The following is a 15,563-nucleotide window of genomic DNA, read 5'->3' on the forward strand; positions in this document are numbered from 1 at the left end:
CATGAGCGATAACAACGCGGCCCGTCAGGGCGACGAGATCATTCACTCCAGCATTTTTGCGGATATCACCAGTATTGTGGCGGAAGGTGCGGCCTATGCCGTTATCGGCGCTGCCGTGGGCGCGGCGGCAACCGTTGCTGCTCCGCTGCTGGGGGCGGGTGCTGCCGCCGCGGGCGTGGCGGCGATTGGATCCAGCTGTCTGTTAAGTGGGATCATTGGCGGCGTACTGGCAAACGTGGCAGGTATAACTGACGATATCAGCAACGCCGCCGAAGGTTTAGGCAACGCGCTGTTCCCGCCGTCGCCAGCGGGCAAAATTACCACCGGGTCTGATAACGTTCTGACGAACGCGATTCCCGCTGCACGAGCGGCCGGGACGCTGACGCCCGCCGACACACCGTCACCTGAACCACAGTCTCCGGGCAGCTTTGCCGATTATGCCGGCATGCTGCTTTCCGCCGCTGGACAGTTTGGCAGCGAGATGTGGCAGCCGAGCGTGGCGTCCGCCGCCGCAGGCACGTCGCCCCTTGAAGAGGATAAAGTGGCGTGCGAAAAGCACTCCGGGCCGCAATACCTCGCGGAGGGCTCTAAGAGCGTCTTCATTAACGGGCAGCCCGCGGTACGTGCAAAAGATCGCACCACCTGTGAAGGCACCGTTTCCGATGATGTGTCCCCGAATGTGATCATTGGCGGCGACACGCTCACGGTACGTGATATCAAAAGCGGTAAAACGCCGGGTCTGGCGCTGGGGATGATCGCGCTCTCCCTGCTGCGCGGACGTCCGGGTAAGATCCTGAAAAATATGCCCTGTGCACTGGCGGCAGCTGGCGGTGGCATGCTGGCCGATATGGCCGTGAATGCCGTGTTTGGCTCCTCGCACCCGGTACATGCTGCAACCGGCGTGAAGGTGCTGAATGATGACGATGAACTCGATTTCTCGTTGCCGGGGCGCTTCCCGCTGCGCTGGCAGCGCAGCTACAACAGCCTGACCACCCGTGAAGGGCTATTTGGTCTGGGTTGGGCGACAACCTTTGACAGCTATCTGACGCTCGAAGAGAACAACGCGACCTGGTTCGACGAAACCGGCCGCGAGCTGAGCTTTGAGCTGCCGCCCGTCGATCGCGCGTTTTACAGCATCAGCGAAGGCATCATCATCCGCCGCAATGAGAGCGGCGACGTGGCGATTGCCGACGATGACGGCGCGGTATGGCGTCTGTATAAACCGACCCGGGCGAATCCTGCTGTTCTGCGTCTGGCCTCCCTCAGCGACGAATACGGTAACGCGCTGCTGACGGAGTGGGATGAACACGGCAGGCTGGTCAATCTTCACGATGAGCCACGGGCGATTGATGTCACCCTGCGCTATGAAGATGAGCGTTTCCCGCAGCGCGCCACCTCTGCCAGCCATTTTGACGGCAACCGTACCTGGCCGCTGATGCAGTGGGGTTACGATGCGCGCGGCCAGCTGGCGAGTGTGACGGATGCCTCTGGCGTAGTAACGCGCGAATACCGCTATAACGACCACGGCCTGATGGTCTGGCACCGCCTGCCGGGCGGGCTGGAGAGCGAATACCGTTGGCAAAAATTCGACCACTGGCGCGTGGTGGAAAACCGCACCAGCACCGGCGACGGCTGCCGCTTCACCTACGATTTAGCCGCCGGGCTGACGACCGTCGAGCACTACGATGGCCAGACGCGTAAGCACTACTGGAACGCGCAAAATCTGATTGTCCGCTACGTTGACGAGCGCGGTGAAAACTGGTGCTACGAGTGGGATGAAAACGAACTTCTGACCCGTCGCATCGATCCGCTCGGTAACGCCGTCACCTTCGTCTACGACGAAATGGGCAACCGGGTGCAGGAAATCGACACCGACGGCAATACCCGCACCACCACCTGGCTGGAGCACCGCGCGCTGCCGTCAGCCATCATTGAAGCCGACGGCAGTGCGACCCGTTTCTGGTACGACGAACATCACGGCCTGAAGCGTGTGGTAGACCCGATGGGGCAGACAACATTGCTGCACCGGGACGAGTTTGGTCAGGTCGTTGAAGAAGTTGATGCCGCGGGAAACAGTCGCTACCAGGAGTACAACGAGGCCGGGCAGGTCATTCGTGCCACAGACTGTTCAGGACGTATAACCCGCTATACCTATCATCCGCTGGGCTGGTTAACGACTGAGATCGGCGCTGACGGCGAAGAGACGCGCTATCGCTACGATGCCGCAGGGCGTCCGGTGCAACTCGATCGACCGGAAGGCTGGACAGAGTCACTTGCATGGAACGAACGCGGCCTGCCGGTGACGCATGCGGGCGCTGATGGCAAAGAAAGTGAGTTTAAATACGACGAGGCAGGACGATTAACCGCTACGCGTAATACTCAGGGTGAAGAGGTCCGTCGCCGCTGGGACAGCCGAGGGCGACTGATTGCCCTGGAAAATGAAAACGGCGAAGCGTACCAGTTCCGCTGGGGGCCCGACTCGCTGCTGCTGGAAGAGGTGGGGCTCGATGGCGTAACCTCGCAGTATCGCTATGACGCATGCGGGCGAACGATAACGCGCACGTTTGCTGCCGGTCATCCGGAAGCCATCACCCATGCCTTCGCCTGGAGCGCGAGTGGCCAGCTGGTTGCCCGCACCACGCCGGAAGGGCAGACCCGTTATCACTACACACCGTCAGGTTTGCTGAGTCGCATTGGACTTCATCCGGCACTTTCCGTTGACGCCTGGAGTGCAGAGGCAGAACAGGAACTTGCCTTTGAGTATGACGCCCTGGGGCGTGTCACGCGTGAAGTGGGCGAGCACGGTGAGCTGGCATGGGAGTATGATGCTCTCGGCAACCGCACCTCCGTCACGCTGCCCGATGGCCGCGAGCTGAAACAGTTCTACTACGGCAGCGGGCATCTGCTCAGCATTGCCCTCGATAAGCTGTCGGTCTCTGATTTTACCCGTGACGAACTCCACCGTGAGACCAGCCGCACCCAGGGGCTGCTGACCACCCGCAGCGAGTACGACCGCCTCGGGCGACTGCATCGCCGGGACGTCTTTACCGGCAATGCGCAGCGCCCGTCGCCGCGCCGCTGGTCCCGCCGCTGGGATTACGACTACCGCAATAACCTGGTGCGGGAAGAGCGGGACGATAACCCGTTCAGCTGGTACCGCTGGCAATACGACAGCGCCGGGCGTTTGCTTGTTCAGGACGGCACGCTGCCCGGCCAGGAGCAGTGGCGCTGGGACGCTGCCGGTAACCCGCTCGAAGGATCTGCTGAGAAGGTCACGCACAACCGCCTGACGCAGCTGAACGGCATTCGCTGGCGCTATGACATCCACGGCCGCACCGTGGAGAAAGATAACGGCCAGACCTGCTGGCACTACCGCTACGACGGTGAACATCGCCTGACGGAAGTCATCAGCCAGCCGCGGGACCGCAACAAACCGCAGACGCAGGTCAGCTTCCGCTACGATCCGCTCGGACGACGCATTAGCAAAACGCGACGCCAGATGCTGGGCGGACAGCCAACCGGCAAGCCGGTCAGCACCCGGTTTGTCTGGGAAGGTTTCCGCCTGCTGCAGGAAGTGCACGGGGACGTGCCGCTAACCTACGTCTACAGCGATCAGGACAGCTACGATCCGCTGGCGCGTATCGACGGCGTTGATGCCCCGGAGATCTTCTGGTTCCACTGCCAGCCCAACGGTACGCCGGAGCGGATGACGGATATCGAAGGGCAGGTGCGCTGGGAAGGGGTGAACAGCGCCTGGGGCAAGCTGCTGCGGGAAAGCGAGACGCAAGTATCAGGATATTCTCAGAACCTGCGGATGCAGGGGCAATACCTGGACCGTGAGACGGGGCTGCACTACAATCTGTTCCGGTATTACGACCCGGACTGCGGTAGGTTTACGCAGCAGGACCCGATAGGGCTGGCGGGGGGGATAAACCTTTACCAGTATGCGCCGAATGCGCTGGGGTGGGTGGATCCGTGGGGGTTGACCCCTGACGATCTCATTCGTTACCGCCCACATGATTCTCTTTCTGCTCAAGGTGGAGCCAGAAGTTCTGCTATTTCTAGGGCATGGGTGCAAGAAAAAGCCTTACTGCAGAATGGTGGAGTTGGCACAAGGAATTGGACAGCGCAAGAGAGGGATTTAATTTTGAAGACTCCCAACAAGAGCCTTACCTCTGTGATGTCACGGGCAGGCTATACTGGACATCATATCAATTCGGTAGAAGGCAATGGTACACTTGGTTCTAAATGGCAAGGTGATCCGAGGAACATTGTTTTCTTGAAAAATCATAACCATCCCGACAAGTTCAATGAGCATGTCCATGGTGATCAAGGACATAGAGGGAATACTAAGAACTCGACGCGTGGGCGCTTAATCGATAGAGAAAGAACACTAAAATCCAGACAACGATGTAAGCAATTATAGGGGGAAAGATGAATATAAAAAATGCAGTCCAAGATCTTGTTATCAAATTCAAAATGAATGATTTGAATATGGGAGATATAGACTATACAGACGATGAAATTGAAACTTCTTTTCCCGTGAATTTAAATGGGGAGCTTCAGTTTTTTTATCGTCATTTGATTTTAAATGACCGCCCAACCTTTGATGGTACCTTCTATTTACAGGTCATTGAGTCCCAAGATCTCAATGAAATATTATCAGGTTGGCGAGTTCAAAACGATACGGCTTGGCACGATGAATATATAATCTTTGCTGAAAGAAATGGTGACGTTCTTTTTTGTGACACCCGAAATATAACATCTCCTGTTTATGGTAGTATTCAAAAACGAAACTTTATCATTTCCGGTTCCTTAGCTGACTTTTTGGATGTTTTTTGTTCTGCCATTGAGATAGAGCAAAGTAAATATGATGGTGATGGAACAGATGATGATTTTAATTTCAGAGAGGATTTTCTGGAAGATGTCGATTTTATGCTTAAAAGCAAACTAAAGGATGTTGAGGTAGAAGGGTTTAAGCAATTCTTTTTTGGTTAATCTTTTATTTTTTAATATTAAAAATTGCATTTTCCTAGAGGCCTTCTTGCTTCAAAAAGTATTCATGGCTCATGTCAGCTTTTATATTGGTGAGGAGGTTTCTTTGCGATTCACAATCAATAAACACATGGAAATGGGTTGCGATAAATTTGATGAAAAAAGAGCTATATCTCTTATAGAAAAAGGAAATGAGTTTCATGATGATAAAAAATATACTGAAGCGTTAGAGCAATACCACAAAGCCTGGCAAGCTCTTCCTGAGCCGAAACTCGAATGGGAAATTGCCAACTGGATCTGTGCATGCATATACAGCGCATATTTTGATCTGGCGGATTATGCTGAGGCAAAGAAATGGGGAGAGACGACATTACGGACATGTGGATCGGATATAGACACTGCACCCTTAATCGATCTCGGCATGGTCTGTTATGAGCTGAATCAATTTGAGGAAGCGTATAAATATTTTAATGATGCTTATCACTACGGCAAAGAGCGTGCGTTTCAGGATAGACCTATAAAATACATTGAATTTTATTTGCGCAAAGGAACATGAGTACATCGCTATTTACCTTTTTAAGGTGGCTTGAATAAATATGTTCCATATAATTGCTTACGGAGTATAATTACTACTTTATAGTCTCATGAATAACTTCAAAAAATGTGAAAAAAAGATTGGACGTGCAGATATCTATAAAACGGAAAGTAAATTATCTATTACCCTTCCGGATGATTTCGTTTCACATTATCTACAATTTAATGGTGGCACTCCTGAGAAAAGTTGGTGGGATGGTGATGAAGGTTTTGAGCCAGTAGAGGTGGCAGGGTTTAAACCGTTTGTTTATAATACTCAGACAAATGATGATCCTAGAACTTTAATTGACGGTTGCTATATCAGCATGTTGGATAGGGAAATGATTCCTAGAAACCTGCTTCCTTTCGCAAATGATTGGGGAGGGAATTTCTTTTGTCTGAATTTAGATAATTACTCAATTGTATATTTTGCTACAGATTCTTTTGATGAAGATTTGACTATGCAAGAGAATCATATAAAACTTCAAAGATATCTGATAAATTCATTCTCCAACTTTGTTGATGGATTGGTAACAGAAGAGAGTCTTCCTTAAAGAATAATTAATAAGTTTGCGACTTATTTAATTCTGCTGCTGTGAAGTCTATTTTTATGAAACTCTGTAGCAAGCCATAAATTTATAGTTAAAAACTAAAAATGCAACGTATTTTTCCCTTTAATTAACAATTACCATCTTTGGTCATGAATTTTTTATTTCTCAGAAATAGTAACTACCCTTTAGGACCAATTAGTGTTCAAACGAAAAATAGGTTGAGAATGAAATAACCTCAAACCCTAAGCTTGAAATTAACAATCCTCAATATGGAATTCAATGGGATCATGAATGGGGAAGAATTGTTGTACAGTCTAATGAAAAAAGCTTCGACTGTGGAATTTATATCGAATGGAATGTTTGACTAAATGAAATTATCAATTAATAAAATCCCCCCATTTGCTTATCACCTAACCTGTCTATTAATGGAGTTAAAGGTTTGGATAAAGTGAAAATAACAAATCGACTGAAAAAGAAGTTATTAGTCCTAGATGGCAATGACAATGATTTCATAGAGTATGGAAAGGAACTAGCATGCCCTGAATGCGAAGGTGTAATAATATATTTCTTAGTAAATTCATATGGTTTTGACTCGCTCACCGAAGAGGTAAAATGCTTTCTTGTTAAGAAAATGAGAGGTGTGAAGTATCTTAGTGAAGATAATAAATATAGCTATGATGAAAGCCAATTGTATGTTTCGAAAAACACATGTCAAAACTGTTTAAAAGACTTTTCAACTGTCTTTACGTATAAAGAAGTTCAGCCAGCCCGGTACCGTGTATATCTTGTGGGGTTTTTTGAAGGTGACTTGAAACAGATCAAATATTGTAATTTTAGATTTACCTATGATTGAAAATCTCAATTGTATTAAAGAAAATGATCTGCTTGAATGGACGCGTGGTGAAAGTAACGTACTGATTACTATTCCATTTTTAGACTGTGCAATGATAGATTCAACACGCCAATTAGTCTTTGCGTTAAGCGAACCAAAGCCATTACCAACCGTTTTGACAATTTTCAATGCTCAGGGCGAAACACTGTTGTCGTCTGCGCCTCCTGAAGGCGCTATTTTCTATTACTTAACATTCAATCTATCAAAGGAAGTGGTTGTCGTCTGTAGTTATGCAGTACAAGAGAATGGCTGGTATGATTGGTTTTATTCCTTTGATATGAAGCGTAATGTGTTAACTCGAACTGGCCCAGCGTATTAAGATCAAATGCCCTTAAAAAATGATAAGGCAAGCTGTTTCTGTGTGCTTTGAAAAGATGTTCGGCTCAGCTCCTGATCTAAGTAAGTAAAATGCTGATCATCTGTTCATTTAATTGTTGAAGATTCGCCTGTACAAAGAGTATAAATGCTGAATGAAACAATTAATAAAAGTGTCGGTAGTTCCTGGAATATACAGTTAGAAAGGCGGCATTTCCGCTGGGATGTCATCAGAGAAATAATATTTCAATAGGGGGTAAAATGAATAAATCCATTTATGTCCAGACGGATACTGCCACATTAGTTATTTATGATTTGATGTCATTAAAACATAGAATTGATAATGATGCAGATTGGTGGAGTCTTCCAGAAGATGAAATTGAAGAAATAAATAAAGGGAATGTGTTATTTCTCAATCTTGGAGAGGATGGTGCCTATAAGATTCATATAAAAAATAATGTTGACGAATATGTTGGGACACTATTTTTAAACGTACCTTCTGGAAAGGTTTTCATTGGGGCGGGGGAGGATGTCACGGGCGGAGATCTTGAGCCTGATGACTCAGATGCTATTTCTGGTGAGTTTATTATTTTAGAACCTGGTAGTTACAAAGTTAAATTTAAAAAGCAAGGTTCAGATGTTCTAATTTCCTTTACAAAAGCAATGTTTATTGAAAACTTATTAGAAGAGGGAGTTTATCTCTGAATGAAAATCCACGCCTTGGTGTGGATTTTTTGATTCAAAAAAACAAATGTTAAACAATTAGTTCATCACGTAGCCATTTTTGACAATATCATTTTTTTCCTTTTGCATATATTTTGCTTGTTTTTTGCGCCTCGCTTACCCTTTCCCTCAATAAATTGTCAGTATACCCGCGACGAACGACTCCACCTTGAGAATCGCCGCCCCCGGGGACTGCCTACAACCCGCAGCGAGTATGACCATCTTGGTCGACTGCATCGCCGGGATGAATTCACTGGCAATGCCCAGCGACCGTCGCCGCGCCGCTGGTCTCGCCGCTTGGATTACGATTACCGTAATAACCTGGTACGGGAAGAGCGTGACGATAACCCGTTTAGCTGGTACCGCTGGCAGTACGACAGCGCCGGGCGTTAGCTTGTTCAGGACGGCACGCTGCCCGGACAGGAGCAGTGGCGCTGGGATGCTACCGGTAACCCGCTGGAAGGCTCTGCTGCGAAGGTTACGCACAACCTCCTGACGCACCTGAACGGCATTCGCTGGCGCTATGACGTTCACGGCCGCACCATAGATAAAGATAACGGCCAGACCCGCTGGCACTACCGCTACGATTCGCTCGGACGACGCATCAGCAAAACGCGACGCCAGATGCTGGGCGGACAGCCAACCGGCAAGCCGGTCAGCACCCGGTTTGTCTGGGAAGGGTTCCGCCTGCTGCAGGAAGTGCACGGGGACGTGCCGCTGACCTGTGTCTATAGCGGTCAGGACAGCTACGATCCGCTGGCGCGTATTGATGGCGTGGAAGCACCGGAAATCTTCTGGTTCCACTGTCAGCCGAACGGCACGCCGGAGCGGATGACGGATAGCGAAGGGCAGGTGCGCTGGGAAGCGGTGAACAGCGCCTGGGGCAAGCTGCTGCGTGAAAGCGAGCAGCAGGTCCCGATAGGGCTGGCGGGGGGATAAACCTTTACCAGTATGCGCCGAATGCGCTGGGGTGGGTGGATCCGTGGGGGTTGTCGCCTTGTAAACCTGATAAACATCTACCGGATGCGGAACCAGGGCAATATAATTACCGGGGTATACATAAAGACCATTCCGAATGGGAAAATGCACTTAATGGTAAGGTTATTCCTGGGGATGTTCATTCATCAATAACTCCGGAGCAACATAACTTTGGCGGGGTATCAAGTATCAGCCCATATACTTCGTGGACAGATAGTCCCGATGTAGCAAGAAGCTTTGCAGGACCTGATGGTGTTATATTAAGAGTCAAAGTTGGTGCTCCTAAGCCAGGCGATTCTTGGTCGTGGGAGTATTCTTTTGATGAATGGATGTAACAAGAAATCTTACTTAAAGGAATCCGAAGTGGTGATGTTGAGGTGTTTTTACCATGAAAAATGATAGCCTTGTTGAGTATGCGCGAGAAAAAATACCGGATGAATTTCGTTCTTATCTAAATGAAAAAAATAATATTCAATGTGCATCATTCATAAGTCATACTCAAGATGAGTTGCGAATAATGAAAGCGCATAAAGAAAATACGAAATTCACCGAATTGAAAGTAAAGGGGCTTGATGAGTTAATTATTGCTCTTGAAAACTTTGATAAAGAAAATGTTTCTGTAATTAACATCCGTACTAAGTTATATTTCTTTAAGGTTTATTCAGATGAAAAAAAATAATTTTCTGCTGGGGGTTGTAATCCTTAAGTTAAAAAAGGAATCTGATGAAGATATTCGATTTGGGCGAGAGGTTCTTGGTATTGTGACTCCACCTCCCGATATAGAAGATGATTAGTCTTTCTGGCTTTAAGTTATGTACAGACCAACCAGAATGTGCATGTGTAGCGTTCCGGTATGAATTGTATGCATGGTTGTAGGTGCTACACGACGGAAAGAATATTATCTATGTAGGACGTGGGGATGCACCAGCGCGTTTGAATAGCCATGTGAATACACCGGGTAAATCTCATTTGGAACAGTTGACCATATTTGATAATAATTCGACCAAAGCTGAAGCTAAATACTTGGAACAAAGAATTATGGATCTTAATGGTGGAGCTAAGTCAACGAATTTTTTAACAAATCTCCTCAATAAAATCAGATCGTATAGTCCTAATAACCCAAAGGCTAGCACATATGATATTGCGGGTCATAGCAGTGATTGGGGTGGAAAAGTATTGAATGATGCGTTATCAATACTGAAAGGTAATGGCTTATGAAAGTAAAATACAAAGAGGGTGACATCTTTGTCATTCCATTGAGCAATGGGAAATATGCGATTTGTCATATTGTTTTTGCTCCAAGCAAAAAATTTAAGCAAGCAATAGGGTTCTGCATATTATCAATACAGCAGACTGAAGAACTTGTTGATGGCGGTTCATTAACACCGCTAAGTTTTGAAAAGTTTGGTAAAGAGACGAAAGTTATCTTTACCGGCAACCAAAATATCAGCAAAGGCGTTTGGAAAATTATTGGTGACACTGATCTTACAGAAGAAGAAAAACAATTGAAAATATTTAATTATGCTGGTGGTTTATATAATGGAGAGGACGAAATCAGGCGGTTATCTGTTGCCGAATACCCTAATTACACAACAATGGGGGTTTCAGGGTTTGAGCTTGTCGATAATATCCTGACCAATATTTGAGCATCAGGGGTAGGTTGCTTCCCCTGTCAGATTTCGTATTACCGCCACTCATTAACACCTTAAAAATATCACAGGTATTTTATTTTTGATGGCCTGACCTCACATTATTGGTAGAGCGATAATAAAAATCGAGGTAATGTAATGAATGATAAAAAAATACAAATAGTTGATCTACTGATTTCACATAGTCAAATAGTGTTACGATCCCGAGACTATGACGAAAAGCTGAGTCAGTGGGGAAAGGGTAATGTTTCTCAAGGTGCTGTTCTTCACAAGGATTATGTTATATTCGATCCATTACCAGAGGACGCGTTTGGAGCAAACGTCAATATCAAAATAGAGAATGCTTTCAAATTGGATGAAAATGCTCAGCGCTGTATTGTTGTACCATTTTTCATTACGGATAAACATAAGCTGCAAATCGCTTCTGCAACTGAGAAATTCGATTTAAATATAGATGTGAGCGATAAAGTTTATTCACTCTTTTATGAGATTTGTGAAGGCGATGAAATTTACTATAATTTCACTCTTGTACCGGCAAAAGAAGCTGTTGCTGCTAAGTTTTTACTAGATGACCCTTGGGGAGGAATAAAAGACCATCCTCTCAAAGAAGGTATTTTTTAAATTTAATACTATCTGGGAAATTTATATCGGAATAAAAATCCGCGCCTAAGCGTGGATTTTTTCATTCAAAACCAATCAAACGTTAAACAGGAAGTTCATCACATCGCCATCTTTAACGATGTAATCTTTCCCTTCCGCACGCATCTTGCCCGCTTCTTTCGCGCCTTGCTCACCTTTGTAGGTGATGAAGTCTTCAAACGCGATAGTCTGCGCACGAATGAAGCCTTTCTCGAAGTCGGTGTGGATCTTACCGGCTGCCTGAGGCGCAGTAGCACCGACAGGGATGGTCCACGCATGCACTTCTTTTACACCAGCGGTGAAGTAGGTTTGCAGGTTCAGCAGCTCATAGCCTGCGCGGATCATGCGGTTCAGGCCCGGCTCTGCCAGACCCTGCTCGGCTATGGACTCTTCACGGTCGGCGTCGTCCATTTCAGCGGTATCGGATTCAACCGCGGCGCAAACCGCTACCACTACAGAACCTTCACTGCTCGAAGGTTCTGCTGAGAAAGTCACGCACAACTGTCTGAGGTAGCTGAACGGCATTCGCTGGCGCTATGATATCCACGGCCGCACCGTGGAGAAGGATAACGGCCAGACCCGCTGGCACTACCGCTACGACGGTGAACATCGCCTGACGGAGGTCATCAGCCAACCGCGGGATCGCAACAAACCGCAGACGCAGGTCAGCTTCCGCTACGATCCGCTCGGGCGACGCATCAGCAAAACGCGACGCCAGATGCTGGGCGGACAGCCAACCGGCAAGCCGGTCAGCACCCGGTTTGTCTGGGAAGGATTCCGTCTGCTGCAGGAAGTACAAGGGGATATGCCGTTAACCTGTGTCTACAGCGATCAGGACGGCTACGACCCGCTGGCGCGTATTGATGGCGTAGATGCCCCGGAGATCTTCTGGTTCCACTGCCAGCCGAACGGCACGCCGGAGCGGATGACGGATATCGAAGGGCAGGTGCGCTGGGAAGGGGTGAACAGCGCCTGGGGCAAGCTGCTGCGGGAAAGCGAGACGCAGGTATCAGGATATTCTCAGAACCTGCGCATGCAGGGGCAATACCAGGACCGTGAGACAGGGCTGCACTACAATCTGTTCCGGTATTACGACCCGGATTGCGGTAGGTTTACGCAGCAGGACCCGATCGGGCTGGCGGGGGGGATAAACCTTTACCAGTATGGTGCAAATAGTTTAACCCGAATAGACCCTCTGGGATTAAAACAAGAGGAAGTTATACGCTATATGAGTAAAGATGAAGCGATTGCATCAGCTTCTGAACGCGATGGTAAAGGCGGATTGGTTCCTAATAATCGTGGTGAAAAAGCCATATGGGTTAATCATGATAGCCGACCAGGGTGTAACCCTGGAAATGAAAAGTATCGTGCCGTTATGACCGTAAATGACTCTGGGGTTGAGCTTCTTAATCAACATAGTGATATATCAAAAGTTGATTACAAAGAAACCGGGCTAAAAGATGGAGTTCTATCAAAGAGAAATGAACCTGGGCCAAGGGGCATCGGTAAAAATATCCTTCCTCGTTTTAATGATAAAATCACTTCATTCAAGATTGAAAAGAAAGATGCTAAAGGTAATTGGAAGAAATGTGGTAAGAGGATTACTTAATGATTTTTGAAATGTATCTACATAAAATTGAACACTTCACTAATGCGAGAGCAGAGATTGAAAGTTTTGGAAATTATGTCTATGTTAAAGATGAACCAGACCTTTTTTCCGTTTATTTTAAAAAAGAAAATGGGAAGTATGCAGAGTTGAGTCGTTGGCAAACTTGCTTTCCTAAATTTATGTTACAGCGTGCATTAAAGAAGCTAGGCCTAAGTGAAGAAGGGAAATATGCATTTGAAGTTTTTCTTTCTCGATTAGGTTATCTGTTTCAAATAGATAATCGACAGCGTATAGATAAAGATATTGTTATGTTATTTTATATACATCAACTTCTTTCCTTAAAAAACAGCAAAGAAGATTACGCAATAAAAGCAAAAGGCTTTTTTTTAAGGTTTTTGTGTTTTGAAATGGGCATGGATGATGACTCTTATAATTTGCTATGCATTACTAATGACGGGCTCTGTATAAATACTGTCCAGCATGGCAATGTAACTGTATTATCATTGCTTGAGCAATTTTATGCACAATTTGAAAAAAAGAAAAACTTTGAAGATATTAAGGCTATAAAATACTATCAATCATCGGTATTAAATTTTTTGTTTGTTGCGAATAACGAAGATAATCACCGGTTGTTTAATGATGAAAATTGCTATCTTATCGATCCTGGTAATTTTATTAATGCATATAAAAAATCTAAAAAAATAATATATAAAGCTTTGGATCAGTGTTTTGTTAAGTATCAATCTACAAAAAATTTATTAATATCCAACTTCATTCTAATGAATTACGCTTATTATATTCTTAGAGATAATTTAGCAGATCTTAAAACATTGAGAAGACATGTTTCTTCAGATATATTTGGAAGGATAATTTCCGCTATAGTATACAGAGGTTTCTTTGTAGATGAAGAAAAAATACTGAAGTTAGTTGGTGATGAATATAAATTCGAACCTGAAGGTGAAGATCGGAAATTATTTAATTTAATATATTCGATTTAAAATGTTAATGTTCGACTACAATCGAGGGTGTTAGGATTTGAATAATGAATCCGATGTGGAACCCTCGATTCTAAAAATCCAGGTTATGGACTGTTAATAACTTTACGGTACGCATGTTGTCAACAGAACAATATGTATATCTCATACAGTGCATTAGTGTACGCTGCTATAAAGATTACGGATTATTTTCTTAACAAAAAGTATCATATGAATTTTATTGATGTTCGGTATTTAAGGTTATGCTAACAAACCACTGACGACTTTGTGGCATTCGCTGGCGCTATGACTCCATAAACTTACCGAATGTGTTGAAAGATAACGTCCAGATTTCCTCTCAACCTCATATTCATGGTAATGAATACTGGAAGGTTTATCGCGAAGTTGATGGTGCTGATGTGGTAAGTGGCAAGGACCTCATAATAAAGATTATAAAGGTATTGATAGTTACCGAACAGAACGCTTAAAAAAGGAACGATCCTCTATGCATTGCATCCAAATCGTGATCAGTTACCTGCATATACCGTAACTCATCCTACAGTTAGGCAATATAAAGGTGATTCATTAGGATATCATGAGGTGTCACAAGTGAAACTTAACCCAGATTTCCCTGTACGAACCAAAGTTAGGGCATATTATGTATCTGAGAATATATTTGTTGCTAGTGGTCGTGCAACGGCGAATCCTCAGTTCGGAAAGGGGGGGGATGCAGTTTTACATACCTGAAGAAGCAAGAGGTAAATTAATTCCTGGTAAGGTTATAGATATATGAAAAAGATGACATTTAATGTAAAAAATGGGAATGTTAAAATTGATAATTATCCTATTGAACTTAGTTCTTTTGAAACATTTACTTCATCTGACTTTTACAAAACCCATCCGCAATTTACTAAGATAGGTAAATTTTATTTTTCGAAAAATGATATTGAATGGGAAGGGCAGAACTTTATCGTAGAGTTCAGACCAGCAATTTTCTCATTTAATCCATCTCTTTTTCTTACAAGTAAAGACGGAGATTTTTATCAATCACTCAAAGATTGGGATAAGAGGGCATCGTTAAAAAATCTAGAAGAGGAAGAAAGACGATTGACAGAATGGGTTCAAAATAAATTTTCCAGAAACAATATGGGAAAGATAAATAAGCCTCCATATGGAACAAAATGGACTTATGAATGGGGAGAGATAACAGTGCAATCAAATGAAAGATCCTTTGATTGTGGGATATATATTGAATGGGATCTTAATCTCTGATGGTAATAAATCGTACATTACATATATGAGTTATCCATTCATGGAACGGAAGTCATATTGTCCAATAGTGATATTTAAATTTATTATAGATGACTGCCTTATTTGGTATACGAGATAAAAACTCGGATTAATCCCTTTTTTCTAAATGAAATAATAATCTTCTTCGTACATCTTTTATAAGTGAGTCTAAAAAAGAGAAATGTATAATGAAATGCATAAAGAATAGTTAGATAATAATTTTGTAAAAATTGGATTTATGGCGAGATGAATTACTCACTTTCAGGATTCACTATATACACCTTAGTTGATCTTTCAATAAAAAAACAAGATATGGTGTTGGTTATTAGTAAATGCCATAAGGTAAAGAGAGTCTCAAGACACAACTAAAACTAT

General features: G+C 45.0%; 14 protein-coding genes and 3 pseudogenes. 16 read left to right on the forward strand and 1 reads right to left on the reverse strand.

The genetic code is table 11. The annotated features are described in order from the left end of the window. Window position 1 precedes the first annotated feature (1 nt). From BJP35_RS22030 to comJ, 13 genes and pseudogenes are all read left to right on the forward strand, one after another. A complete protein-coding gene (locus BJP35_RS22030; protein ID WP_179193678.1) occupies window positions 2-4,426 on the forward strand; it encodes an RHS repeat-associated core domain-containing protein in 4,425 nt (1,474 codons plus the stop codon). Between the two features lie 8 nt (window positions 4,427-4,434). Next, on the forward strand, window positions 4,435-4,998 hold the full coding sequence (locus BJP35_RS22035) for a hypothetical protein (protein WP_047744809.1): 564 nt from the start codon (window positions 4,435-4,437) through the stop codon (window positions 4,996-4,998). Window positions 4,999-5,125: 127 nt separating this feature from the next. Continuing rightward, window positions 5,126-5,551 carry a hypothetical protein gene (locus tag BJP35_RS22040; protein WP_047744908.1) on the forward strand — a complete coding sequence of 142 codons (426 nt, stop codon included), beginning with the start codon at window positions 5,126-5,128 and terminating at the stop codon, window positions 5,549-5,551. An 88-nt stretch (window positions 5,552-5,639) separates the two neighbouring features. Next, window positions 5,640-6,122, forward strand: coding sequence for an SMI1/KNR4 family protein (locus BJP35_RS22045; RefSeq protein ID WP_047955743.1), 483 nt, complete (start codon window positions 5,640-5,642; stop codon window positions 6,120-6,122). Window positions 6,123-6,567: 445 nt separating this feature from the next. After that, window positions 6,568-6,972, forward strand: a complete 405-nt coding sequence (locus tag BJP35_RS22050; protein WP_047744907.1) for a hypothetical protein — start codon at window positions 6,568-6,570, stop codon at window positions 6,970-6,972. Further along, entirely contained in the window at window positions 6,965-7,330 is a 366-nt protein-coding gene (locus BJP35_RS22055; RefSeq protein WP_073971031.1) for a hypothetical protein, read from the forward strand. Before BJP35_RS22050 ends, BJP35_RS22055 begins: the two co-directional genes overlap by 8 nt. A gap of 257 nt (window positions 7,331-7,587) precedes the next feature. Next, the gene (locus BJP35_RS22060) at window positions 7,588-8,031 is read left to right on the forward strand and encodes a DUF6386 family protein (protein ID WP_047744807.1); all 444 of its coding nucleotides are present in this window, start codon (window positions 7,588-7,590) and stop codon (window positions 8,029-8,031) included. A gap of 162 nt (window positions 8,032-8,193) precedes the next feature. Beyond that, window positions 8,194-9,362, forward strand: a pseudogene (locus BJP35_RS22065) (RHS repeat domain-containing protein); the annotation flags it as partial. Between the two features lie 53 nt (window positions 9,363-9,415). Further along, a complete protein-coding gene (locus tag BJP35_RS22075) occupies window positions 9,416-9,706 on the forward strand; it encodes a hypothetical protein (protein ID WP_240485695.1) in 291 nt (96 codons plus the stop codon). Continuing rightward, a complete protein-coding gene (locus BJP35_RS24680) occupies window positions 9,693-9,821 on the forward strand; it encodes a hypothetical protein (protein ID WP_256971805.1) in 129 nt (42 codons plus the stop codon). Before BJP35_RS22075 ends, BJP35_RS24680 begins: the two co-directional genes overlap by 14 nt. An 82-nt stretch (window positions 9,822-9,903) precedes the next feature. After that, complete coding sequence (locus tag BJP35_RS24350) at window positions 9,904-10,245, forward strand: hypothetical protein (protein WP_179193679.1); 342 nt, start codon at window positions 9,904-9,906, stop codon at window positions 10,243-10,245. After that, window positions 10,242-10,673: an immunity 26/phosphotriesterase HocA family protein gene (locus tag BJP35_RS22080; RefSeq protein WP_047744806.1), complete on the forward strand. Its 432-nt coding sequence runs from the start codon at window positions 10,242-10,244 to the stop codon at window positions 10,671-10,673. Before BJP35_RS24350 ends, BJP35_RS22080 begins: the two co-directional genes overlap by 4 nt. A gap of 141 nt (window positions 10,674-10,814) precedes the next feature. After that, window positions 10,815-11,297 carry a competence protein ComJ gene (gene comJ, locus BJP35_RS22085; RefSeq protein WP_047744805.1) on the forward strand — a complete coding sequence of 161 codons (483 nt, stop codon included), beginning with the start codon at window positions 10,815-10,817 and terminating at the stop codon, window positions 11,295-11,297. Window positions 11,298-11,372: 75 nt separating this feature from the next. Here comJ and BJP35_RS22090 read toward each other — a convergent pair. Beyond that, window positions 11,373-11,795, reverse strand: a pseudogene (locus BJP35_RS22090) (DUF933 domain-containing protein); the annotation flags it as partial. On the opposite strand from BJP35_RS22090, the pseudogene BJP35_RS24790 reads away from it, so the two are divergent. The 3 genes and pseudogenes from BJP35_RS24790 to BJP35_RS22105 all read left to right on the forward strand — a co-directional run. Beyond that, window positions 11,785-12,924 (forward strand): annotated as a pseudogene (locus BJP35_RS24790) (RHS repeat domain-containing protein); the annotation flags it as partial. The pseudogenes BJP35_RS22090 and BJP35_RS24790 overlap by 11 nt on opposite strands. After that, window positions 12,924-13,922 carry a hypothetical protein gene (locus BJP35_RS22100; RefSeq protein WP_047744803.1) on the forward strand — a complete coding sequence of 333 codons (999 nt, stop codon included), beginning with the start codon at window positions 12,924-12,926 and terminating at the stop codon, window positions 13,920-13,922. The pseudogene BJP35_RS24790 and the gene BJP35_RS22100, both read left to right, overlap by 1 nt. 765 nt (window positions 13,923-14,687) lie before the next feature. Beyond that, a complete protein-coding gene (locus BJP35_RS22105; RefSeq protein WP_047744802.1) occupies window positions 14,688-15,170 on the forward strand; it encodes a hypothetical protein in 483 nt (160 codons plus the stop codon). Window positions 15,171-15,563 lie beyond the last annotated feature (393 nt).

Source organism: Enterobacter sp. J49 (assembly GCF_002148625.1).
In the GTDB taxonomy this organism is placed as follows: Bacteria; Pseudomonadota; Gammaproteobacteria; order Enterobacterales; family Enterobacteriaceae; genus Enterobacter; species Enterobacter ludwigii.

What these genes read in the sequence shown, in the direction of transcription:
- BJP35_RS22100 (WP_047744803.1), top strand. Translation starts at nt 12,924, where the DNA reads ATGATTTTTGAAATGTATCTACATAAAATTGAACACTTCACTAATGCG.
- BJP35_RS22080 (WP_047744806.1), top strand. Translation starts at nt 10,242, where the DNA reads ATGAAAGTAAAATACAAAGAGGGTGACATCTTTGTCATTCCATTGAGC.
- BJP35_RS22035 (WP_047744809.1), top strand. Translation starts at nt 4,435, where the DNA reads ATGAATATAAAAAATGCAGTCCAAGATCTTGTTATCAAATTCAAAATG.
- BJP35_RS24680 (WP_256971805.1), top strand. Translation starts at nt 9,693, where the DNA reads ATGAAAAAAAATAATTTTCTGCTGGGGGTTGTAATCCTTAAGTTAAAA.
- BJP35_RS22075 (WP_240485695.1), top strand. Translation starts at nt 9,416, where the DNA reads ATGAAAAATGATAGCCTTGTTGAGTATGCGCGAGAAAAAATACCGGAT.
- comJ (WP_047744805.1), top strand. Translation starts at nt 10,815, where the DNA reads ATGAATGATAAAAAAATACAAATAGTTGATCTACTGATTTCACATAGT.
- BJP35_RS22105 (WP_047744802.1), top strand. Translation starts at nt 14,688, where the DNA reads ATGAAAAAGATGACATTTAATGTAAAAAATGGGAATGTTAAAATTGAT.
- BJP35_RS22060 (WP_047744807.1), top strand. Translation starts at nt 7,588, where the DNA reads ATGAATAAATCCATTTATGTCCAGACGGATACTGCCACATTAGTTATT.
- BJP35_RS22040 (WP_047744908.1), top strand. Translation starts at nt 5,126, where the DNA reads ATGGAAATGGGTTGCGATAAATTTGATGAAAAAAGAGCTATATCTCTT.
- BJP35_RS22045 (WP_047955743.1), top strand. Translation starts at nt 5,640, where the DNA reads ATGAATAACTTCAAAAAATGTGAAAAAAAGATTGGACGTGCAGATATC.
- BJP35_RS22030 (WP_179193678.1), top strand. Translation starts at nt 2, where the DNA reads ATGAGCGATAACAACGCGGCCCGTCAGGGCGACGAGATCATTCACTCC.
- BJP35_RS22055 (WP_073971031.1), top strand. Translation starts at nt 6,965, where the DNA reads ATGATTGAAAATCTCAATTGTATTAAAGAAAATGATCTGCTTGAATGG.